Genomic DNA, 22,495 nt, shown 5'->3' on the forward strand with positions numbered 1-22,495 from the left:
GCATTTGAGAGAGGCTTGCTTCGAACGGTTTGAAGCGGCACGCAGGTGAGCCTGATATCGACGCGCGGCTCTAGCCGACGGTGTGGCGCCGCCGTTCTTGCGCAGAGGGCTCCGCCGATGCAGGTAGCCCGCTATGCCCCCAAGCCAGCCGCCTTGCGCCGCGTCTCTGTTTCCTTGGCTCGGTCTTCCACCTTCCTGGCGTAGGCGGCAAGCGACTCGATGTCGGCCGCGAACTCGTCCGGTTCTGGGAGCGGCGGCGGCGCCTCCTCCCCGCCTTCGTGCGTGAACGTGGAGCACCGGCTCATTCCGTTGTAGACCGCACTGGCATCACCGTCGTCAACGTGCACCGACTTCAGCCGCGTGGTCTCAACCGAAACTCTATACCGCCGCACAGTGCTCTGCAGCAGCGCATCCTCGACGAGCTGCTCCCACGTGTCCCGCAGACGCCGGTAGCCGTTGCGAACCAGCTGGTCGTAGGCTTCGACGTTCTTGTCAGTCTCGAGAACCTTCCTCGCGTTGATGGCAAGCGCACGGAGGTCGACGATGCGGGCCTTCAGTTTTTTGCCCTCGAAGGGTAGGTCGTCAGCGCATAAGCCTTTGTGCGCTCGTGTCGCTGACAAATACCGCTGAGCGAAGTTCACGCCCCGGTCCTTGGCGATGTCCGTGAGCGCCAGCGCGAACGCAAGGTCATGAGTGAAGACGATGACCTGGCGCTTCTTCGCCTCGAGTACCAGCCGCCTAGCGATGCGCTCTCGACGCAGATGGTCGAGGGACGAGACAGGGTCGTCAAAGATGAGCCCCGACCGGCCGGGCTCGATGCCAATCTCCGCGAGGAAGAGCGCGAGGGCTATCACCCGCTGCTCGCCTTCACTGAGGATGGCAGATAGTTTCGCTCTCGCAAATTGCGGCGTCGTACCAAGCTTCAGCTGTTGAACGCGCGAGCCTTTCTGGCCCGACATTTCTAGGGTGACCGGCTGGTGACGAACTCCCAGTGTTTCGAGTTCCTTCGCGAAAGCTGTCCTCAACTCTTCTGTGACATGGGCATCGTAGAGTTCAGTCGTCTTGCGCGTCACTGCGGTGGTGCCGCAGCTCCGGATAGCTTCCCCAAACGCGTGGTCTCGCTTGTGCCAGGCGATGGCTTCAAGGACTTTCGGAAGCAGCGGGCCCAGCCGCTCCCTGGAATCCAAGTCGGCGAGGAGCTTCTGCTTGGCCGCCCGCTCCTCAGCGGTCATTGATTTCTCTAGGGTGGTCGCCTCCGCAGTCCTTGCTTTGACCCACGCCTCGATGGCGACGAACGGCGCCTCAGGCAGCTCCTGGAGTGGCCCTAGCTTGCGCTCGGGTGCCATCTCGATGACCTGCGCCCTCCTGGCTCGCAGCGCTTGCACGTAGGCTCGCACCGCTGCGACGAGGTCCGGCTGAACTTCCGCAAGTTCCTGCAGCAGCGCTGCGTCGATAGGGAAGTTGTCGAAGTTCAGCGTCTTGATGGCTTTGTACAACCGAGCTGTCGTGCTGCGCTGCTCGGTGAATTTCCGTTGGGCATCGTTTTCCAGGAAATCGAAAAATGACTTCAACCGTGCGGTCGCCTCGCCGGTCAATGGTTGTTGGCACAACACGCAGTGGGCTCCATCCTCCGGTCCTGGAAACGGGTGGCCTGGGTAGGCCTCGTGGGCCACGAACTCCATCGCGCTGCGCAACAGAACTTCCCATGGCTCTGTGCCAGTGCCGGCTACGTGGGCGCCGTCGGCCTTCAATTTTTCGACGACCAGCCTGGATGCGCTCTCGGCCGCCACCAGGGCCGTGAACGCCTGACGAAGTTGGTCGATAGCTTCGTCCTGAAGGGGAAGTGCATGCTCCGTCAGTTCCGCGGTCATCGTAGACATCCGCATGAGCAGGCGTCGGATAGCGGCAGCCTGCTTGACGGGGTCTTGGTCGCTGAACACCTTTCGCAGGCCGCTCAGGTCTATCTGCTCTTGTTCCGTGAGCTTCGCCAGTGCCTCAAACTCTTGCGGCTTGCTCTGTCGACCAAGCTTCGCCAGTTCTCGGCCGACGACATGCTGCCCGGCGAGACCAGACAGTTGGTTGAGGTCGAAGCGGCTTGAAGCTCTCTCAAGTTCGAGCTGGCCTTGCGTCGCTTTCATCGCCTCGGCCAGACCGTGCATGAGCTCAAGTCCGCCCGGAACGAATAAGACCTTCGCCTGGCTGTCCACGAAGACTCGGGCGCAATGTGCGTCGAACACGGAGATTTGAGAAAGTGCGGCCGGCGCCTCCTTGTTCGCGGCCCAGTTGTGCGAATTTTCAGCGCCGCTTTCCAGCCAGTCGATGGTGGCACTTGCTGCGCTGTTAGTCTGCGCTTGCGCGTACACGTTGGGAAGAATGTCCTCGACGTTTCGGGCGCGACAGGCCTTCTTGAGCGCTCGGGCATAGCCGGACTTCCCGACGCCGTTATAGCCATAGACAACCGTTAGCCCGTCCACCTGAAAGGTGAGGTTCTGCTGGGAGTCAATGGCATTCAAGCCCCTAGGGTCTCTGAACGCACGAAGACTCACATCGACGCCTTCTTGTGCCGTAGCTGGAATCTGCGCCTGGTCGAGCAATACGGGCTGACGGCCTTTAGGGTCCTTAAACCCGTGGTGCACTTTCACCAATGCGACTAGGTCTGCGCTGTCTTCCGGCCCTAGGATTCCCTGTCTGAGCAGCCTTCGGGCACAGTCGCTGAGCCATGGCGACTGTTCCGCCAACCAGCCGCCAATCTCTTGGATGATTTGCATAGTTCCCCCTGCCGGCACTTCGCTGTGCCTTTTGGAGGATGTTGCCATATGTAAACGGTATGCTCACCCTTTCGCGGCGATGACTGGCAGCCAAGCCCGGGCTGCAGAACTCGTCATCAGCTCGGCTTCCGTCGTAAGCGCAACCAGTACCCATATCGCTCCTCACATGCCTCAAGGTAAACCAACAGTCGAGCAGCTCTGGAGTGGAGAGGTCTCGTTCTTCTCCATCGACACTGACTTGATTCAGGCCGCGGGCTACAACTTCGAAGAAGGGGCGCTGCACCAACTGCCGAATCAGTTGCCTTCGTGGATGAAGTTGTTCATCAGCGAAGTGGTGGCTCAGGAAATCGTTCGACATCGTATGCAGCCGGTCACGGAGGCCGTCGACAAGCTGAAGGGCGCATCCAATGATTTGAAGAGGCTTGCGAAGACGCCGCTTGAGCCTGTTGACCAGAGCTTTGCGGACCTTCAAGTCGGCCAAACTGCGGCGGCCTATTTTCGCGAGCAAATTGAAGCCTATGTCGAACGCTGCCAAGGTGCGGTTCTGCCGATTGAGGGCGAATCGTTGGCAGCAGAGGTCTTCGGTCTCTACTTCGGTGACAAGGCACCGTTTGGCAAGCGTCGCGACAAGAAGTCCGAGTTTCCCGATGCTACGTCGCTGCTGCTGCTTGAGCGGCACGCCATTCAGAACGACACGACCGGAATCATCGCGTCTGGGGACGGAGGCTGGGCGGCCTTCGCGGAGGAGTCTGCGAACCTCTACGCCGTTAAGTCCGTGGAAGATTTGGCCACCCTCTTTGTTGCTACCACGGCGCACGCGGAGGCGTTGAAGGCGAAGATTCAGCAGGCTGCTTCCAACCCGGCCTCGCCACTACGCGCTCAGTTGACTGAGGCGCTTCGCAGCCATGTCGTCGAAGCAGATTGGGATGTCAGCGACGTTTTCTCAGGCTCGGGTCGGGTCGAAGCTGAGGTGTCCGACGTAGACATGTCGGACTACACCGTCCCGGAGGACCAAACCAAGGTCTGGGCGACTGCGGAGGACCGAGCCACGTGGATTGTCGAGTTGACTGCGCACGTGAAGGTGGCAGTGCAAATTTCACTGAACTTCTTTATCTGGGACTCCATCGACCGGGAAGAGCTCAGCTTTGGAAACGACAACGTCGAGTATTTGACGGAGCTGACGCTCAAGGCCTTCCTGACGTGTACTAACGTTCAGCTGGACGCTGAGCCGGGGGCGTGGGAAATTGAGACTGACTTGGCAAGCGGCAGCTATTCGGTGGGCGAGCTCGAGGTCGAGCAGGACTTCGGGCTCGACGACTAGGCCCGACCGAGCATGGCAACGCCGGACGCTCTCCACCGCTGGGGCGGCGCCACTGGGTTGAGATGGCCGTGTGTGGAAGTGTGCCGGTGAGAGAACCGTGGCTGGATGCGTTCGCCGTCTCCCATCTGCCACTTCTTGGCACTACGCTTCACCGCACGTTCGTCCACGGCCGCCCCGCAGTCGGTATTAGCTGGTGCTCATTGCTTGCACTTCGGCAAGCTGCCGCTCAAAATCCGCGCGCATCTGCGCGACGCGCTGCGCCACCAGGTCCTCCTTCGCGCGAATGCTCAACGGCTCCTTCAGCACAAGCTCGGCACGGCTCGTGGACGAGAGGATGGCGGAGAGCATTTCCATCTCCGGCACCGTGTAGGTTGCCGTCGTGCCGGGTTGGGTATGTCCCACCGATTTGATGATGGCGCGGTCGCTGGGGCTCAGGTCGTCTTTGTCCAGCAAGGAGGTCTTTCCGAAGAAGGCCTGAAGGTCCAGGCGCGACACGCTGTACTTGTTCCGGTTGATGAACGCCCGACGGAAATCCTTCAGTTGAAGACCTTCAATGCCGCAACGCTTGCATGCATTGTCAAACGCCTCGCAGATGGAGTCGGTGTTCCCAAGTTCGATGAAGAGCTGGCCGCGCCCGAAGAGCAGCGCCCGTTGATGCAGCACGTTTGCCGCGTGTTGGGATAGCGGCACATCTCGCTCGCCCGTGGTCGCGGAGGTCTTGTGCTTAGGAAGGTGGAGATGGCCTCCAATCACCTTGCCATCTTGCTTATAGATGTGCAGGTGCTCGCCGGTGGCCGTGCTGACCTCGCTGACCCGGCAGCCGGACTCATCCAAGAGGAGCACCAACTGACCCATCTCCGACTCCAGCCCGAAGTGGCCGACAAGCCGAACGAACTCTTCATCTGAAGGCTGGCGGGTGCGCTTCTTTCCATGCGCGGCAGGCATCTTGAAGTCGAAGAGTTCCTCCAGTTTTGCGACTTGGAAGGAGCAATCCTCAGGGGCCTCTGCTTTGGCAAAACGTAACACGCGCATCAGCGCGTGAAGGCGGAGCCGGACCTCTTGGTCGGACAGAGGCTTTCCTTGGAAGTTCGGGTCGGCCTGGTCGGCTTTGGAGCGGGGCAGTCCGCCCGACGCCTTCCAGTTGGCCGCGAGCTCCTGAACGAGCCTGGCTCCTGCGCGACCAGAGAAATGGCGCAGCTTCTTGTCTGCGAGAAGGCGCCCGAGCTTGCGATAGTCATTTGTGCGCGAGGATTTATGTTTGTGGTCGGCCCGCTTGAGATATTCCTCAACCCATTGGTCGATACCCTTGTTCATCGCCGCGTCGGCCTCTCGCTGGGCAGCGCGTTCAGATGCGGGCTGAAGTTTTCCTGCTAATACTTGAAGCTCTGCGTGCATTTTATATTCGACGGCAGACGCAAAGTCATCGAATGTCTTCGAGGCGTAATAAATGCCTTTGTGCCAAACGCTCGCTTGGTATTTATTCTTGCCGGTCGGGGTTGTCTTGACCTTGATGTGGGGTTCGCTGTTGCGCTTCATTTCTGCACCATCCAAAGTGCAGTAACAGCTATCGAGTTTTAGCCAGCCCAACCATTTATAAGTCGGATTTCACCAAACGGAGACCAAACGCGGGTTTGCGTATAAATAGTGAGAGGAAAAAGTGCTTGCCAATCAATCACTTACGAAGGTAGTATCTCAGTACGATATCGCCTTGTAAGCGGTAGGTCATCAGTTCGAATCCGATAGCCGGCACCATCTTCTTCCGCGCCGCCCGCCAGGGCCCTCTCAGGGCTGCTGCTGCAGCACCTTGATGCGCAGCTTGGCCGGCGGTATGCCCTGTTCGGCCAGCAATTCCAGCAGGCGCGGCTGTAGCTGACGCAGCTTGGCCGCCACGGCGGCATTGGCCGCCAGCAGGGTCCAGCCTTCCTCGTCGATCGGGCCGGCCTGCACGAAACGCCGCAACGCGCCCGGCAGCGCCACGCCGACGATGGCCATGCGCCGGTTCGACTCCCGCAGCAGCACGCCCAGGCGCGCCAGCCCCTGATGCTGGGCCAGCGCCGAGCCGATCGGCAGCGGATCGGGCACGGCTTTCGGTGCAGGCGGTGGGCGGAAGGCGGGACGCATGGGCTCAGTGTAATCGTGGGCCCCCGCCCCCGGGGAGTCCGGGGGTGCCGGTGCTAAACTCGGCGGGTTTTTCTGCGGCCAGGCTGCAGGGGCTGGCTAGCGGATCGATTGCGGGATGTATTGCAATTGCGCGCGCCGCCCTCAGCTGGCACGGCAGATCCGCCTAAGAACAGCCCACCAACAAACAGACCGGTTGCAGGCCGTGCCCACGAGGCATTCCGGCCGGTCGATGTCCAAACCTCGAACGCTGCATGTTGCCCAAGCTTCTCACCCAGATTTTCGGTAGCCGCAATGACCGGCTGCTCAAGCAATACCGCCGCGTGGTGCAGCAGATCAATGCGCTGGAGCCCCAGTTCGAGGCCCTGAGCGACGAGGAGTTGCGCGCCAAGACCGAGGAATTCAAGCAGCGCGTGGCCGGCGGCGAGTCGCTGGACGCCATCCTGCCCGAGGCCTTTGCCGTGGTGCGCGAGGGCGGCAAGCGCGTGCTGAAGATGCGCCATTTCGACGTGCAGCTGATCGGCGGCATGGTGCTGAATGCCGGCAAGGTGGCCGAGATGCGCACCGGCGAGGGCAAGACGCTGATGGCCACCTTGCCGGTCTACCTGAATGCGCTGGCGGGCAGGGGCGTGCATCTGGTGACGGTGAACGACTACCTGGCGCGCCGCGATGCCGAGTGGATGGGCAAGCTCTACAACTTCCTCGGCCTGACCGTGGGCATCAACCTGCCGCACATGCCGCGCGAGGAGAAGCAGGCCGCCTACCGTGCCGACGTGACCTACGGCACCAACAACGAGTACGGCTTCGACTACCTGCGCGACAACATGGTCTACGAGACCGCCGATCGCGTGCAGCGCGGCCTGGCCTACGCGATCGTCGACGAGGTGGACTCGATCCTGATCGACGAGGCACGCACGCCGCTGATCATCTCGGGTCAGGCCGACGACCAGACCGACGTCTACCTGACGATCAACAAGGTCGCGCCCCTGCTGAAGAAGCAGATCGGCGAGCTGGACCTGCGCACCGGCGAGGGCGTGATCGATCCGGGCGACTTCACGGTCGACGAGAAGTCCAACCAGATCTACCTGACCGAAGACGGTCACGAGAACGCCGAGAAGCTGCTGACCCAGGCCGGCCTGCTGCCCGAGGGCGCCAGCCTCTACGAGGCCGCCAACATCAGCCTGATGCACCACCTGTATGCCGCCCTGCGCGCGCATCATGTGTTCCACAAGGACCAGCATTACGTGGTGCAGGACGGCGAGGTGACCATCGTCGACGAGATGACCGGCCGCATGCTGAAGGGCCGGCGCTGGAGTGACGGCCTGCACCAGGCCGTCGAGGCCAAGGAGGGCGTGGCGATCCAGAGCGAGAACCAGACCCTGGCCTCGATCACCTTCCAGAACTACTTCCGCATGTACGGCAAGCTCGCCGGCATGACCGGCACGGCCGACACCGAGGCCTACGAGTTCCAGGAGATCTACGGCCTGGAAACCGTGGTGATCCCGCCGAACCGCCCCACGATCCGCAAGGACGAGCTGGACCTGGTCTACAAGACCAACCAGGAGAAGTTCGATGCGGTGATCAAGGACGTGCGCGAATGCCACGAGCGCGGCCAGCCGGTGCTGGTGGGCACCACCTCGGTGGAAAATTCCGAGCTGATCTCCAAGCTGCTGCAGCAGGCCAAGCTGCCGCACCAGGTGCTGAACGCCAAGCAGCATGCCCGCGAGGCCGAGATCGTGGCCCAGGCCGGCCGCCCGGGCGTGATCACGATCGCCACCAATATGGCGGGCCGCGGCACCGACATCGTGCTGGGCGGCAATGTCGAGAAGCAGATCCAGTTCGTCGAGGCGGATTCGGCCCTGGCCGAACCCGACAAAGCGGCCCGCATCCAGCAGCTGGAAAGCGAATGGCATGGCCTGCACGACAAGGTCAAGGCCGAGGGCGGCCTGCGCATCATCGCCACCGAGCGCCACGAGAGCCGCCGCATCGACAACCAGCTGCGCGGCCGTTCGGGCCGTCAGGGCGACCCGGGTTCCTCGCGCTTCTACCTGTCGCTGGACGATCCGCTGATGCGCATCTTCGCCGGCGACCGCGTGCGCGCGATCATGGACCGCCTGAAGATGCCCGAGGGCGAGGCCATCGAGGCCGGCATCGTGACCCGCTCGATCGAGAGCGCGCAGCGCAAGGTTGAAGGCCGCAACTTCGACATCCGCAAGCAGCTGCTCGAGTACGACGACGTCTCCAACGACCAGCGCAAGGTCATCTACCAGCAGCGCAACGACATCCTCGAGGCCGAGAGCCTGGTGGCCCAGATGGGCAATCTGCGCACCAGCGCCCTGACCGACGTGGTGCGCAGCTTCGTGCCTGCCGAGAGCCTGGAGGAGCAGTGGGACCTGCCGGGCCTGCAGCGCGTGCTGCGGGACGAGTGGCAGGTCGACCTGGACCTGCAGGCCCTGGTGTCCGGCAGCGACTCCATCACCGACGAGGAAATCCTCGAGAAGGTGGTCGCCGCCGGCGACGCGCTGTTCGCCGACAAGCTGGAGCGCGTCGGCCTGGAGCAGTTCACGCCCTTCATGCGCATGGTGCTGCTGCAGAGCATCGACCAGCATTGGCGCGAGCATCTGGCCGCGCTGGACTACCTGCGCCAGGGCATCCATCTGCGCGGCTACGCGCAGAAGAACCCCAAGCAGGAATACAAGCGCGAGGCCTTCGAGCTGTTCTCGCAGCTGCTGGACGTGGTGAAGATGGAGGTCACGCGCGTGCTCTTGAACGTGCGCATCCAGAGCCAGGAGGAGGCCTCGGCCGCCGCCGAGGCGATCGAACAGCGCGTCGACAGCGTCAGCAACGTGACCTACACCCATCCCAACGAGGATGGGTCGATTTCCCAGGATGCCGCGACGCAAGACCCGGCACCGGCCTTCGGCCATGTCGGCCGCAACGATCCCTGCCCCTGCGGCAGCGGCAAGAAGTACAAGGCCTGCCATGGCAGGTTGAACTGAGCCGGCTTGAGGCGGGCGCGGCCCTCGAGGCCGCCTTGTCGCGGGCCGCGCCCCCTCCGGATGAGGGTTGGATGTGACGCAGTTCGCACATTTCGCGCCAAGGGCACGTGGATGAGGGGTGCGCTTGTCAAGGTCTCCCCCCTAAAGTGAAGTCCAACGGTGCGGGATGTCTTCCGCACCGGACTCTCAACCCAAGTCCACGGCGCAAGCCCTCCGACCATGAAGCTCAAAGCCGCATCTGTCTCCCTCGCACTGGCCCTGACAGCCTCGCTGGCCGCGGCCGGACCGGTGGCGTTCACGGAAAAGGCGCTGGACGGCAGCGAACCCTGGGCCGTCTCCTACACCCTGAACGTGGAGAAGGACTCCATGTTCAACGGCTGGCTGAAGTCGGTGTCGAACAAGAAAGACAATGTCGTCATCGAATCGGTGCAGCTGAGCAAGGATGGGGTCGACTACCTCTTCGACCTGACCGATGACGAGTACAAGTTCCTCGCCGTCAGCGTCGACCAGCAGAGCACGCCCGGCAAGAAGGGCAATATCACCCATTGGCACTGGACCTATGAACTGAGCCCGGTCATGCTGAGTGCGGGTGAGTGGGACGTGACCGTCAAGCTCAACAACTACAGCAACAAGTTCAACAGCTCGCTGCTGGGAGCCGGCACCCTGAGTGTCGTGCCGGAGCCGCAATCCCTGGCCCTGGCCCTGGGCGCCCTCGGCGCCCTGATGCTGGTCGGCCGCCGCGCCGCCCGGCGCCAGGCGCGCTGATCGTGGATTGCCGCCACCTCCAGTCTCGAAAGCACCGCATGCACACCACCAAGTCTCTGGTCGCCGTCCTGGCCCTGCTGGCCGCCGGTACGACCTCTGCGCTGGACCTGAAGTACAACCAGACCACCGGTCTGGCGATCACCACCGTCTTTGACGACGCCTATGTCCAGGACTATCTGACCGGCGGCATGCAGTACCAGCTGCAGGGCAGCACGGGCAGCTTCGAGGCCTTCTGCATCGAGCTGGGCCAGAGCCATGCGGTGGCCGGCTACCAGGTCTATGCCGCGGGCAGCTTGGGCGGCGCCCAGGCCGGTCTGCTGCAGGGCCTGTTCTCCAGCAGCTATGCGGGCCTGACGACCCAGCAGGACAAGGCCGCCTTCCAGACCGCGATCTGGGAGATCACGCACGAGACCAGCGGCACGCTCAACGCCGCCAGCGGCAACTTCCAGTTCGCCTATCTGAACCTGGACAGCAGCACCGCCGAGGATGCGGCCTTCTTGGGCCAGGTGAATGGCCTGCTGCAGCTCGCGGCGGGCTACCAGGGCGCGCCCAAGTACACGCTGACCAAGCTGGAGAGCGGCACCTACCAGGATCTGCTGACCGTCAGCGCCGTCCCCGAGCCCGAGAGCTATGCCCTGCTGCTGGCGGGGCTGGCGGCCATCGGCTTCGTGGCGCGTCGCCGCGCGCGCTGAAGTCTTCCGCTTCCTCTTCCGCGCCGCCGCGGCGCAGGCAAGGGCTCCCTCGGGAGCCCTTTGTCGTTGATACCTCCCTACAATCTGCGCCAACCCCTCCTTTCCCTTCGACCTGCCCTCCGCTCCCGAGACCGCCATGCCCGTCAACCTGACCGCCCCCGATCCCGCTTCCCTGCATCCCGTGCCCGGCCTGCGGCTGGGGGTCACGATGGCCGGCGTGCGCAAGGCCAACCGGCGCGACCTGACCGTGGTGGTGCTGGATGAAGGATCGGCGGTGGCCGGCGTGTTCACGAAGAACCGCTTCTGCGCGGCCCCCGTGCAGATCTGCCGCGAGCACCTGGAGGCGGGTGCCGGCATCCGCGCCATCCTGGTCAACACCGGCAATGCCAATGCCGGCACCGGCGAGGACGGCCTGGCGCGCGCGCGCCAGAGCTGCGCGGCGCTGGCCGAGCAGCTGGGCGTCGCGCCCAGCCAGATCCTGCCGTTCTCGACCGGCGTGATCATGGAAACCCTGCCGGTGGAGCGCGTCATCGCCGGCCTGCCCGCCGCGCTGGCCGCGCTGCGGCCCGACAACTGGGCCGAGGCCGCCGCCGGCATCATGACCACCGACACCCTGCCCAAGGCCGCCTCGCGCCAGGTGCAGATCGGCGGCCAGACCGTTACGGTCACTGGCATCTCCAAGGGCGCCGGCATGATCCGTCCGAACATGGCGACCATGCTGGGCTATGTGGCCACCGACGCCAACATCGCGCCCGAACTGCTGCAGGCCCTGGTGACCGAGGCCGCCGACGCCAGCTTCAACCGCATCACGATCGACGGCGACACCTCGACCAACGATTCCTTCGTGCTGATCGCCACCAACAAGGCGGCGCATGCCCGCATCGAGTCGCTGTCCAGCCCCGAGGGCCAGATCCTGCGCGAGGCGGTGATCGCGGTGTCGCAGCAGCTGGCGCAGGCCATCGTGCGCGACGGCGAGGGCGCCACCAAGTTCATCACCGTGAAGATCGAGGGCGGGCGCGACCCGGCCGAATGCCAGCTGGCCGCCTATGCGATCGCGCATTCGCCGCTGGTCAAGACCGCCTTCTTCGCCAGCGACCCGAATCTGGGCCGCATCCTGGCCGCGGTCGGCTATGCCGGCATCGCCGATCTGGACCAGACCCTGATCGAGATGCACCTGGACGATGTGCATGTGGTCACCAAGGGCGGTCGCCATCCCGGCTACCGCGAGGAAGATGGCCAAAGCGTGATGCAGCGGGCCGAGATCACGGTGCGCGTGCACCTGCACCGCGGCCCGGCCGAGGCCACCGTGTGGACCTGCGATCTGAGCCACGACTACGTCAGCATCAACGCCGACTACAGGTCCTGACCCAACCCCTACGCGCTGCGCGCGCCCCCTCAAAGGGGGCCAGCCCGATGGACCGGCGCAGCCGGATCCACGGGCTGGGGCATCAAGCTGCCATCAGGAGCGGAACAGGCGCGAGTACTGCGCCTCGTGCTGGGCCGACAGGATGGCCAGCCCGGGCGTGAAGGCCTGGCGCTGGCTGTCGGGCAGGGCCAGCGCCGCGTCGACGACGGCGGGGATGGCCTCGCTCAGCGCTTCCAGCATGCGCTGGCCGGCGCTCTGGCCCAGCGGCACGGCCTTGATCGCCGCGCTCACCATGTTCTCGGCCCAGCCGAAGGCATGGGCCAGCATGGCCTCGCGCAGCGGCGCGCCGGTCTGCGCCGCGGCCAGGCCGAAGGCCACCGGCCAGCTGGGCGCCGGCTTCAGTGCGGCCAGGGCCCGCAGCTGGGTGCTCGCGGCCTCGTTGAGCTGTCCCTTGTTGCGCAGCCATTCCAGCAGCGAGCGGCCCATCTGCTCGCTCTGCAGACGCAGCTCGCTGGTCTCGCGGGTCTGCAGCACCCAGTCATTGAGTTCGGCGATGCGCTCCAGGTCCTGGCGCTGCCAGGCACGCATCGCGCCGGCGCAGGCCGGCAGGTCGGCGCGGCCCAGGGCCAGCCTCAGCTGGTCCAGCAGCCAGGCGCATGCCTCGGCCTCGCCGCTGACCCGGCCCGCTTCGACCGCGGCCTCCAGGCCCTCGGAATAGCTGAAGCCCCCCACCGGCAGGGCCGGCGAGGCCAGCTGCATCAGCTGCAGCCAGGCACCGGCGCTGGGCGGCGCCGGCGCGCGGCGAACGCGGGGCATCAGTGCTTGCAGCCGGGGCCGTGCACATGCGGCGCCGCGGCCACGGCGATGCCCACGGGCTTGCCGCGTGCCGGTGCATGGCCGTCGCCGTGCGCGTGATCGTGGTGGCCATGCCCATGCGCGTGCCCCCCGGCGGCATAGGCGCCGCTCTCGGGCTCGAAGGCGGCCGTGGTCTCGCTGACGATCAGGTGCATCATGCGCAGCATCTCGGCCAGCACATGGTCGGGCTCCAGCAACAGACGGTCGGGCCTGAGCTCCAGCTGCACATGGCGGTTGCCCAGGTGGTAGGCGGCGCGCAGCAGATCGAAGGGTGAGCCATGCTCGGCGCAGGCGCGCACCTCCAGCACCGGCTGCGGTGCGGCCGCGACGCGCACCAGCGAGCCGTCCTCGGCCACCAGCACATCGCCGCCGCGCACCACGGTGCCGCGCGGCAGGAACACGCCCAGCCGGCGGCCCCGGTCGTCGGTGGCATCGAAGCGGCTTTTCTGGCGCAGGTCCCAGTCCAGCTCGATGCCGGCGGCGCGCTTGAGCAGTACCGGCGCCAGGCCGCGGCCCTGGGGAAGAAGTTTGTTGACGGTCAGCATAGGCGCCACTGTAGGGCAGAAGTCCTAGAAGTCGACGGCCTTGGTCCGCAAGCCCCGTGCCACCAGCGTGGCATTGATCAGCTGCGCCTCCTCGCGGCTGCCGAAGGGCCAGATCGCGGCGCGCCAGCCCTCGTGGGTCTGGAACACCTGGGCCTGCAGCGCGCCGGGCTCGCGCATGGTCTGGCCCAACTGGCCGCGCATGCGCTCCAGCAGGGCCTCGGCCTCGGCCTTGCTGGCGCTGGCCGGCCCCACCAGGGCCACCTGCTTGCCGCCGGCCACCATGGGGGACGAGGCCCGACCCGCCGGACGGTTCAGTTCGTCGGCCAGCATCGAGGAGGCCGCTGCGGTCGCTGCCGCCTGGGTCGGGGCTACCGGCTGGGCCGCGGGGGCCGAGGCGCCGGCCGGGCGCGGCGTCGCAGCCTGGCGACGCGGCACCAGTTGCGGGCGGATGTCGGGCACCGAGGCCGGCGCGCTGGCGGCCTCGACCGCGGCGATCGCCGACCCGGCCGCCGCAGCGGTCGAAGCGGGCGAACCAGGTGCCAGGGGCGCCGATGCCGGCAGGCCTTCCGGCGCCGAGGCTGCGGCCGCGGGCAGCGGGGCGGACGGGGCGACCGCGGTGGCGGCCGCGGCTGCGGCCATGGTCGCCGAAACCGCCGAAACCGCCGAGGCAGCGGAAGAGGCTGCTGCAGCGGCGGTCGGCGCATCGCCGGGGCTGCGGCTCAGCAGGCCGATCGGCAGGGCCAGCAGCAGCAGCAGCAGGCCGGCCAGGGTCAGCAGCGCCATCGGGTTCAGGCAGCGCCGCCCCAGCACATGGAGCTGGCTGCCCGCGCCATAGGCCAGCAGCACGCGGGAGCGCGAGGCGCCGGCGTCGATGCCGGCACTCATCAGATAGCGTTCGTAGGGCCAGGCGCCGGTGGCGCGTGCCAGCAGCTCGTCGTCGACCGCCACCACGCGCTGCGGCCAGTCGGCCGCGCCGGGGGCTTGCACATGGCCATGGCGCATCGCGAAGCGCGCGACGCGGCGCGGCGACAGCCGGTTGATGAAACGTTCGCTGAACAGCGGCCGGTCCGCGCCGCTGCCGCCGGGTATCAGCCCGCGCAGCCGCTCCAGCAGGACCTGCACGCGCGCCGGCGCGGCGCCGGCCGGCGCGGCGTCTGCGGGGGGCGGGTCAGGCTGGGCGGTCTCGGTCGGTGCCGCCTCGTCCAGCACCGGTTCGATCGGCCCGGCAGGCCCCGTGCGGGGCGTGACCGGGCGCCCGCCGCCTCCATGCATGAAGGGCAGGGCCACCACACCGATGGTGTGGACGTCGTAGATGGTGATGCGCTTTGCCAGGGGGCTGCGGTTGTGCCACGCCACCACCTGTTCGGCCAGACGATCCATGCGCGGGATGGTGCCTCAAACGGGGCGCGGCGAAGCGCGGAAAAGCGCGGAAAAGCGCCTTAAAACAGGAAGTAGCGCTGCGCCATCGGCAGTTCCCGGGCCGGTTCGCAGCCGAGGATCTGGCCGTCGGCACGCACCTCGTAGGTCTGGGCGTCGATCTGCATCTGCGGCAGGTAGTCGTTGCGCACCATGTCGCGCTTGGTCAGCTTGCGGTTGCCCCGCACCGCGGCCAGGGTCTTGGCCAGGCCGTAGCCCTGAGCGGCGGCCAGACCGGCCTGCGAGACGAAGCTCAGCGAGCCACCGTGCACGGCCTTGCCGAAACTGCCGAACATCGGCCGGTAATGCACCGGCTGCGGCGTCGGGATGCTGGCGTTCGGATCGCCCATCGCGGCCGCGGCGATGAAGCCGCCCTTCAGGATCAGGCTGGGCTTGACGCCGAAGAAGGCCGGGCGCCAGAACACCAGGTCGGCCCATTTGCCCACCTCGATCGAGCCCACCTCATGCGCCGCGCCATGCGAGAGCGCCGGGTTGATCGTGATCTTGGCGATATAGCGCTTGACCCGCTCGTTGTCGTTGCGCTCACTATCTCCGCTCAGCGCGCCGCGCTGCAGCTTCATCTTGTGCGCGGTCTGCCAGCAGCGCATCACCATCTCGCCGACCCGGCCCATCGCCTGGCTGTCGGACGAGAACATCGAGATCGCGCCCAGGTCGTGCAGCACGTCCTCGGCCGCGATGGTCTCGCGGCGGATCCGGCTCTCGGCGAAGGCCAGGTCCTCGGCCACGCTGGCGTCCAGGTGGTGGCAGACCATCAGCATGTCCAGATGCTCGTCCACCGTGTTGACGGTGTAGGGCATCGTCGGGTTGGTGGAGGAGGGTAGGAAGTTCGCCTCGCCGACCACGCGCATGATGTCCGGCGCATGGCCGCCGCCGGCGCCCTCGGTGTGGAAGGCGCACAGGGTGCGGCCCTTCGTCGCGGCCACCGTGTCCTCGACGAAGCCGCTCTCGTTCAACGTGTCGCTGTGGATCGAGACCTGGGTGTCGGTTTCCTCCGCCACCGACAGGCAGCAGTCGATCGCGGCCGGCGTCGTGCCCCAGTCCTCGTGCAGCTTCAGGCCGATCGCGCCGGCCTCGACCTGCTGCCGCAGGGCCTCCGGCCGGCTCGCATTGCCCTTGCCGAGCAGGCCGATGTTCATCGGAAAGGCATCGGCCGCCTGCAGCATGCGCCTGATGTTCTCCGGCCCCGGCGTGCAGGTGGTGGCGAAGGTGCCGGTGGCCGGGCCGGTGCCGCCGCCCATCATCGTGGTGACGCCCGACATCAGCGCCTCCTCGATCTGCTGCGGGCAGATGAAGTGGATATGCGTGTCGATCGCGCCGGCCGTGACGATCAGCCCTTCGGCCGCGATCACCTCGGTGCCCGGGCCGATCACGATGTCGACGCCCGGCTGCACGTCCGGGTTGCCGGCCTTGCCGATCGCGGCAATGCGGGTGCCGCGGATGCCGATGTCGGCCTTGACGATGCCCCAGTGGTCGATGATCAGCGCATTGGTGATCACGCAATCCACCGCGTCGCCGGGACCGGGGCCGTTGATGCGCTGCGATTGGCCCATGCCGTCGCGGATCACCTTGCCGCCGCCGAATTTGACCTCTTCGCCGTAGCCGCCTGCGCGCAGGGTCAGGTCTTGCTCGACCTCGATCACCAGCGCGGTATCGGCCAGGCGCAGGCGGTCGCCCACGGTCGGCCCGAACATCTCGGCGTAGGCGCGTTTTCCGATTTTCATGTTTGCCCCTCATCGGCGGAGTACCGCCGCTGGTTCCCCGAGGGGATGCTCGCTTGCTTGGGACGGCCCGGCGCTGCGCTCGGTGCCATCACAAACTTCCCTGAACGAGGCCGCGGAAACCCCAGACCTGGCGCTCGCCGGCATAGTCCACCAGCTCGACCGTGCGCTGCTGGCCCGGCTCGAAGCGCACCGCGGTGCCGGAGGCGATGTTCAGCCGCATGCCGTGCGCGGCCTGGCGGTCGAAGCGCAGCGCGCCATTGGTCTCGGCGAAGTGGTAATGCGAGCCGACCTGGATGGGCCGGTCGCCGGCGTTCTCCACCACCAGGCTCAAGGTGCGCCGGCCTGGGTTGAGTTCATGGATGGCGCTCTCGTCGTCGATCAGCAGTTCCCCCGGGATCATGCGAGCAACCCCAGGCCCAGCAGCGCGACGCCGGCTCCCGCCGCACGCGGCAGCCACGGCGACCAGCGACGCAGTCCATGGCCCAGCGCGATGCCCAGGCCGTGCAGCAGCGCCGTGCCCAGCACCATGCCGGCCATGCCCGAACCCGCGCCGCCCAGCTCCTGGCCATGGGCCGCACCATGAAAGAGCGCGAAGCCGCCCAGCGCCAGGCTGCCGGCCGCGACCGGCAGCTGCTTGGGCGACAGCAGCAGGGCGCCGACGACCAGCAGGGAGCCGGCGATCATCGGTTCCACCGCCGGCAAGGCGATGCCGGACCGGGCCAGCAGCGCACCGGCCAGCAGCATCGTGACGAAGACCAGCGGTGCCAGCCATTGCCGGCGCGCCGAGCCGGCGCTCCAGATGCCGACGGCCAGCATCGCGGCCAGATGGTCCAGGCCGGTGAAGGGATGGCTCAGGCCCGCGGCGAAGCCGTGGTGTGCCCCGGCATCGATGCCCCCATGGGCCAGGGCCAGCCCGCTGGCGCCGCTCAGGGCCACGAGGGCCAGGACTTGCGTGGTCTTGCTCGTCATCTTGGTGCGTCGCTCCGGTTTATGCGATCGGTTGGTGCACGGTCACCAGTTTGGTGCCGTCGGGGAAGGTGGCCTCGACCTGGATCTCGGGAATCATCTCGGCGATGCCGTCCATCACGTCGGCGCGCGTCAGCACGGTCTTGCCCTCGCTCATCAGCGCGGCGACGCTCCGGCCGTCGCGCGCGCCCTCCATGATGGCGGCGCTGATCAGGGCCACGGCCTCGGGGTAGTTCAGCTTCAGGCCGCGGGCCTTGCGGCGCTCGGCCAGCAGGGCGGCCGTGAAGATCAGCAGCTTGTCTTTTTCTCGGGGCGTGAGTTCCATCTCGCTACGCTCGATTCATATTAGTCAGCCCGAGCAGCCTGCGGCTGAACGCGCGGGGTCAGTTCCATGGCGGGGGCTCTCGCAGGATCGGTGCCAAGCAAGGCACGGGTCTTGATAGGGAAAGAGCATGCCGCCGCAGCCCGCCTCCGTTCAGAGCCCCGGTGAACCCGTCCAGCGTGTCATCAAGATCCGCCGGGACTACAACGCCTGGGTGGCGCGCGAGACGCTGGAGGACTATGCGCTGCGCTTCACGCCGCATGCCTTCCGGCGCTGGTCGGCCGGCCGGGTGGCCAACACGGCCTTCGGCGCGGCCTCCTTCCTGGTGCTGGAGGCGGTGGGCGCCACCCTGCTGGTGGAATACGGCTTCGCCAACGCCTTCTGGGCGATCCTGGCCACCGGGCTGATCATTCTGCTGGCCGGCTGGCCGATCAGCGTCTATGCCGCGCGCTACGGCGTGGACATGGACCTGCTGACCCGCGGCGCCGGCTTCGGCTATATCGGTTCGACCTTGACCAGCCTGATCTACGCCAGCTTCACCTTCATCTTCTTCGCGCTGGAGGCCGCCATCATGGCCTATGCGCTGGAGCTGGCCTTCGACATCCCTCCCGCCTGGGGCTACCTGATCTGCGCCCTGGTGGTGCTGCCGCTGGTGACCCATGGCGTGACCGCGATCGCCCGGCTGCAGGTCTGGACCCAGCCGCTCTGGCTGGCGCTGCTGATCCTGCCCTATCTCTACGTGTTCGGCCGCTACCCCGAGCTGACCACGCAGATCCAGGGCTATGCCGGCGTGCATGGCACGGGTGGCGAATTCCGGCTGCCGCTGTTCGGCGCGGCGATGACGGTGGGCATCGCGCTGATCACCCAGATGGGCGAGCAGGCCGACTATCTGCGCTTCATGCCGGCCCCCGAGCCGGGCCGCAAGCGCTGGCGCTGGTGGGCCGCGGTGTTCGTCGGCGGGCCGGGCTGGGTGATCGTCGGCGTGCTGAAGATGCTGGGCGGAGCCCTGCTGGCCTATCTGGCCCTGCAGCTGATGGTGCCCGCCGAGCGCGCGGTGGACCCGAACCAGATGTACCTGGTGGCCTATGACACGGTGTTCGGCCGCCCGGGCTGGGCGGTGGCGGCCACCGCGCTGCTGGTGATCGTGTCGCAGCTGAAGATCAACGTCACCAACGCCTATGCCGGCTCGCTGGCCTGGAGCAACTTCTTCGCGCGCCTGACCCACAGCCATCCGGGCCGCGTGGTCTGGGTGGTGTTCAACACCCTGATCGCGCTGCTGCTGATGGAGATGGAGCTCATCCAGGCGCTGGACCGGGTGCTGGGCCTCTATGCCAATATCGCGATCGCCTGGATCATGACGGTGGTGGCCGATCTGGTGATCAACAAGCCGCTGGGCCTGTCGCCGCCGGGCATCGAGTTCAAGCGCGCGCATCTCTACGATGTCAACCCGGTGGGCGTCGGCGCGATGGCGATGGCCTCGCTGCTGTCGATCAGCGCGCATCTCGGGGTGTTCGGTTCCATGGCCCAGGCCTTCTCGGCGCTGATTGCGTTGGTGACGGCCATGGTCTGCTCGCCGCTGCTCGCCTGGGCCACCCGGGGCCGCTACTACATCGCCCGATGCAGCGAGCTGTCCTACCAGCGCCTGAAACAGCATTGCGTGGTCTGCGAGCGCGAATACGAGGGCGAGGACATGGCGCAATGCCCCGCCTACCGCGGCGCGATCTGCTCGCTGTGCTGCTCGCTGGACGCGCGCTGCGAGGATCTGTGCAAGCCCGATGCCCGCCTGGCCGTGCAGGCGCGCGGCCTGCTGCAGCGGCTGCTGCCCCAGCGTCTCTGGCCGCTGCTGGACAGCGGGCTGATCCAGTACCTCGGGCTGATGGCCCTGGTGCTGCCGGTGCTGCTGCTGCTGTTCGGCCTGCTCTACCAGCATGAGCTGAGCCGGCTCGGCGCCGCGGCCGGCGCCGCCCTGGCTCCGCATCTGCGCGCCTCCTATGCCAAGGCCCTGGTGGCGCTGCTGCTGCTGTCGGGCGTGATCGGCTGGTGGCTGGTGCTGACGCACAAGAGCCGCCAGGTGGCGCAGGAGGAGTCGCGCCGCCAGAGCCAGGCCCTGCACGAGGAGATCGAGTCGCACCGCCGCACCGACGCCCAGCTGCAGCAGGCCAAGGTCGTGGCCGAGGCCGCCAACGAGGCCAAGACCCGCTACATCACCAGCATCAGCCACGAACTGCGCACGCCGCTGAACTCGATCCTCGGCTATGCCCAGATCCTCGACGAGGACGAGCGCATGCCGGCACACCGCCGCCAGGCCGTCACGGTGATACGCCGCGGCGGCGAGCATCTGCTGTCGCTGATCGAGGGCAGCCTGGACCTGGCCCGCATCGAGGCCGGCCGTTTCAAGCTGGAGCCCGGGCCCTGGGCCTTCGGCGAGGCGATCGAGGACCTGGTGCGCCTGCTGTCCCTGCAGGCCCGGGCCAAGGGCCTGGAATTCGTCTATGCGGCGCCGGCCGGCCTGCCGGAATGGGTGCGCGCCGACGGCAAGCGCGTGCAGCAGATCCTGATCAACATCCTGGGCAATGCGATCAAGTTCACGGCCACCGGCAGCGTCTCGCTGCGCCTGGCCTATTCCAACGAGATGGCGCGTTTCGAGATCGCCGACACCGGGCCGGGCATGAGCGCCGAAGAGCTGGCGCGGGCGTTCGAGCCCTTCGAGCGCGGCAACCAGGCCAGCGGCGCCGGCACCGGCCTGGGCCTGACGATCGCGAAGATGCTGAGCGATCTGATGGGCGGCGAACTGAAGGTGCACAGCATGCCGGGCGAGGGGACGCGCTTCGAGCTCAAGCTCTTCCTGCCGCGTCTGCACGAGGGCGCGCTGGCGATGCAGAAGCGGCGCGCGGCACGCATCGGCTTCGAGGGGCCGGCGCGGCGCCTGCTGGTGGTGGATAACGAGGAGGCCGATCGCCAGCTGCTGGTGAATGTGTTGGAGCCGCTGGGTTTCGAGCTGCGCATGGCGGCCGGCGGCGCCGCGGCGCTCGAAATTTTGCGCGACTGGCCCGCCGAGGCCCTGCTGCTGGACCTGGCGATGCCGGGCCTGGACGGCTGGCAGACCCTGGCGGCGATCCGCGCGCAGGGCCTGTCGGACGCACCGGCCGCCATCGTCTCGGCCAATGCCTTCGACCGCGGGCTGGAGAACGGCCTCGACATCCGCCCCGAGGACTTCATCCTGAAGCCGGTGCGGGTGGACGAGCTGCTGGACTGGCTGGGGCATCGGCTGAACCTGCAATGGCGGCTGCGCGAGCCCGCCGCCCCCATCGCCCCCATCGCTCCGACCTTGCCGGCGCTCGCGGTGCCGCGCGGCCTGCCTTCGCGCGCCAGCCTGGAGCTGCTGCAGCAGCGGCTGCAGCAGGGCCATGTGAAGGGCATCCGCGAGCAGTTGGACCGCATGGCCGCCGAGGATGGCGCCTGCGGCGATTTCGTCGCCGAACTGCGTGCGCTGGCGCGCGAATTCCAGCTGCAGGCGATGAGCCGGCTGGTGGCACGGGCCTTGCAATCGGAAGCGGGTGGAGACTAGCGTGACCGAAGACCACAACAAAGACCTGCTGCCCAATCCCCCCGTCGCCTCGCATGCCGAGCGCGTGCTGATCGTCGACGACGTGCCCGACAACCTGGCCCTCCTGCACGACTCGCTGGACGAGGCCGGCTACACCGTGCTGGTGGCCTTCGATGGCCAGGCGGCGCTGGAAAGCGCGGCGCAGCTGCCGCCCGACGTGGTGGTGCTGGACGCCGTGATGCCGGGCCTGGACGGCTTCGAGGTGGCACGCCGGCTGAAGGCCGACCCGCGCACCGCGGCAGCGCCGATCATCTTCATGACCGGCCTCTCGGACACCGAGCATGTGGAGGCGGCCTTCGCCGCGGGCGGCGTGGACTATGTGACCAAGCCGATCCGCCCGCGCGAGGTGCTGGCCCGCATTGCCGCCCATCTGCGCAGCGCGCGCGCGCAGCGCCAGGCCCGCAATGCGCTGGATGCCTTCGGCCACGCCAGCCTGGCGGTGCACGAGCAGGACGGCCGCTGCGTCTGGCAGACCGCGCTCGCGCGCCAGCTGATGGCCGAGTACTTCAGCGGCGGCCATTTCGAGCGCGGCCGCCTGCCGCCCGAGGTGCTGCTGTGGCTGCACCGCGAGGCGCTGCGCCGGCGCGCCGGCGCCGAGCCGGCCGGGCTGACCGTGTTGCCCCAGCTGGCCAAGGATGCGCGTCAGGACGCCCCGCTGTCCGCGCCCGGTTCGCGCGGCGCCAAGCGCCTGTCCTTCACGCTGCATGCGGTCGATCCCGACGCGCTGGGCGAGGGCCAGTGGCTGATCGTGATGCGCGAGGCCGACGATGCCGCGCTGCTGGACGGCCTGATCCACGGTTTCAAGCTGACGGCGCGCGAGGCCGAGGTGCTGTACTGGGTGGTCAAGGGCAAGACCAACCAGGACATCGGCGACATCCTCGGCTCCAGCCCGCGCACGGTGCAGAAGCATCTGGAGCATGTGTTCGAGAAGCTGGGCGTCGAGACCCGCACCGCGGCGGCGGCGCTGGCGATGAGCCGCGTGCGGGGGCTGGACGCGGGGCGCTGATGCACCG

The 22,495-nt window shown here is 67.0% G+C and carries 17 protein-coding genes; 7 read left to right on the forward strand and 10 right to left on the reverse strand.

What is annotated here, in order from left to right; all coding sequences use genetic code 11:
• Window positions 1-131 precede the first annotated feature (131 nt).
• Window positions 132-2,768 carry an AAA family ATPase gene (locus AC07OQ_RS09785; RefSeq protein ID WP_495052928.1) on the reverse strand — a complete coding sequence of 879 codons (2,637 nt, stop codon included), beginning with the start codon at window positions 2,766-2,768 and terminating at the stop codon, window positions 132-134.
• Window positions 2,769-2,847: 79 nt separating this feature from the next.
• Between AC07OQ_RS09785 and AC07OQ_RS09790 the strand changes: the two genes are divergently transcribed.
• Window positions 2,848-4,089: a PIN domain-containing protein gene (locus tag AC07OQ_RS09790; protein WP_495052929.1), complete on the forward strand. Its 1,242-nt coding sequence runs from the start codon at window positions 2,848-2,850 to the stop codon at window positions 4,087-4,089.
• Window positions 4,090-4,275: 186 nt separating this feature from the next.
• Here the strand turns inward: AC07OQ_RS09790 and AC07OQ_RS09795 are convergent, their stop codons facing one another.
• A complete protein-coding gene (locus AC07OQ_RS09795) occupies window positions 4,276-5,625 on the reverse strand; it encodes a site-specific integrase (RefSeq protein ID WP_495052930.1) in 1,350 nt (449 codons plus the stop codon).
• 246 nt (window positions 5,626-5,871) lie between these two features.
• Complete coding sequence (locus AC07OQ_RS09800) at window positions 5,872-6,210, reverse strand: hypothetical protein (RefSeq protein WP_495052931.1); 339 nt, start codon at window positions 6,208-6,210, stop codon at window positions 5,872-5,874.
• Window positions 6,211-6,461: 251 nt separating this feature from the next.
• On the opposite strand from AC07OQ_RS09800, the gene secA reads away from it, so the two are divergent.
• The 4 genes from secA (at window position 6,462) to argJ (ending at window position 12,029) form a co-directional block, all read left to right on the forward strand.
• Entirely contained in the window at window positions 6,462-9,206 is a 2,745-nt protein-coding gene (secA, locus tag AC07OQ_RS09805; RefSeq protein ID WP_495052932.1) for a preprotein translocase subunit SecA, read from the forward strand.
• A gap of 219 nt (window positions 9,207-9,425) precedes the next feature.
• On the forward strand, window positions 9,426-9,971 hold the full coding sequence (locus AC07OQ_RS09810; RefSeq protein ID WP_495052933.1) for a hypothetical protein: 546 nt from the start codon (window positions 9,426-9,428) through the stop codon (window positions 9,969-9,971).
• Between the two features lie 38 nt (window positions 9,972-10,009).
• The gene (locus AC07OQ_RS09815) at window positions 10,010-10,663 is read left to right on the forward strand and encodes a PEP-CTERM sorting domain-containing protein (protein ID WP_495052934.1); all 654 of its coding nucleotides are present in this window, start codon (window positions 10,010-10,012) and stop codon (window positions 10,661-10,663) included.
• Window positions 10,664-10,799: 136 nt separating this feature from the next.
• On the forward strand, window positions 10,800-12,029 hold the full coding sequence (gene argJ, locus AC07OQ_RS09820; RefSeq protein ID WP_495052935.1) for a bifunctional glutamate N-acetyltransferase/amino-acid acetyltransferase ArgJ: 1,230 nt from the start codon (window positions 10,800-10,802) through the stop codon (window positions 12,027-12,029).
• A 93-nt stretch (window positions 12,030-12,122) separates the two neighbouring features.
• On the opposite strand, the gene AC07OQ_RS09825 is transcribed toward argJ, so the two are convergent.
• The 7 genes from AC07OQ_RS09825 to AC07OQ_RS09855 form a co-directional block, all read right to left on the reverse strand.
• Window positions 12,123-12,845, reverse strand: a complete 723-nt coding sequence (locus tag AC07OQ_RS09825) for an urease accessory protein UreF (protein WP_495052936.1) — start codon at window positions 12,843-12,845, stop codon at window positions 12,123-12,125.
• Window positions 12,845-13,429, reverse strand: coding sequence for an urease accessory protein UreE (gene ureE, locus AC07OQ_RS09830; protein WP_495052937.1), 585 nt, complete (start codon window positions 13,427-13,429; stop codon window positions 12,845-12,847). Before ureE ends, AC07OQ_RS09825 begins: the two co-directional genes overlap by 1 nt.
• Window positions 13,430-13,453: 24 nt before the next feature.
• A complete protein-coding gene (locus AC07OQ_RS09835; protein WP_495052938.1) occupies window positions 13,454-14,809 on the reverse strand; it encodes a hypothetical protein in 1,356 nt (451 codons plus the stop codon).
• Between the two features lie 59 nt (window positions 14,810-14,868).
• On the reverse strand, window positions 14,869-16,587 hold the full coding sequence (ureC, locus tag AC07OQ_RS09840; RefSeq protein WP_495052939.1) for an urease subunit alpha: 1,719 nt from the start codon (window positions 16,585-16,587) through the stop codon (window positions 14,869-14,871).
• An 88-nt stretch (window positions 16,588-16,675) separates the two neighbouring features.
• Window positions 16,676-16,987, reverse strand: coding sequence for an urease subunit beta (locus AC07OQ_RS09845; RefSeq protein WP_495052940.1), 312 nt, complete (start codon window positions 16,985-16,987; stop codon window positions 16,676-16,678).
• Window positions 16,984-17,556 (reverse strand): HupE/UreJ family protein, encoded by a 573-nt coding sequence (locus tag AC07OQ_RS09850; RefSeq protein WP_495052941.1) that lies wholly within the window; start codon window positions 17,554-17,556, stop codon window positions 16,984-16,986. Before AC07OQ_RS09850 ends, AC07OQ_RS09845 begins: the two co-directional genes overlap by 4 nt.
• Before the next feature lie 19 nt (window positions 17,557-17,575).
• Window positions 17,576-17,878, reverse strand: coding sequence for an urease subunit gamma (locus tag AC07OQ_RS09855; RefSeq protein WP_495052942.1), 303 nt, complete (start codon window positions 17,876-17,878; stop codon window positions 17,576-17,578).
• 127 nt (window positions 17,879-18,005) lie between these two features.
• Between AC07OQ_RS09855 and AC07OQ_RS09860 the strand changes: the two genes are divergently transcribed.
• Window positions 18,006-21,443, forward strand: coding sequence for a hybrid sensor histidine kinase/response regulator (locus AC07OQ_RS09860; RefSeq protein ID WP_495052943.1), 3,438 nt, complete (start codon window positions 18,006-18,008; stop codon window positions 21,441-21,443).
• 25 nt (window positions 21,444-21,468) lie between these two features.
• Window positions 21,469-22,488 carry a response regulator gene (locus AC07OQ_RS09865; RefSeq protein ID WP_495052971.1) on the forward strand — a complete coding sequence of 340 codons (1,020 nt, stop codon included), beginning with the start codon at window positions 21,469-21,471 and terminating at the stop codon, window positions 22,486-22,488.
• The last annotated feature ends 7 nt before the right edge of the window (window positions 22,489-22,495 follow it).

The sequence above is a fragment of the Roseateles sp. GW821-FHT09B06 genome (genome assembly GCF_059418245.1).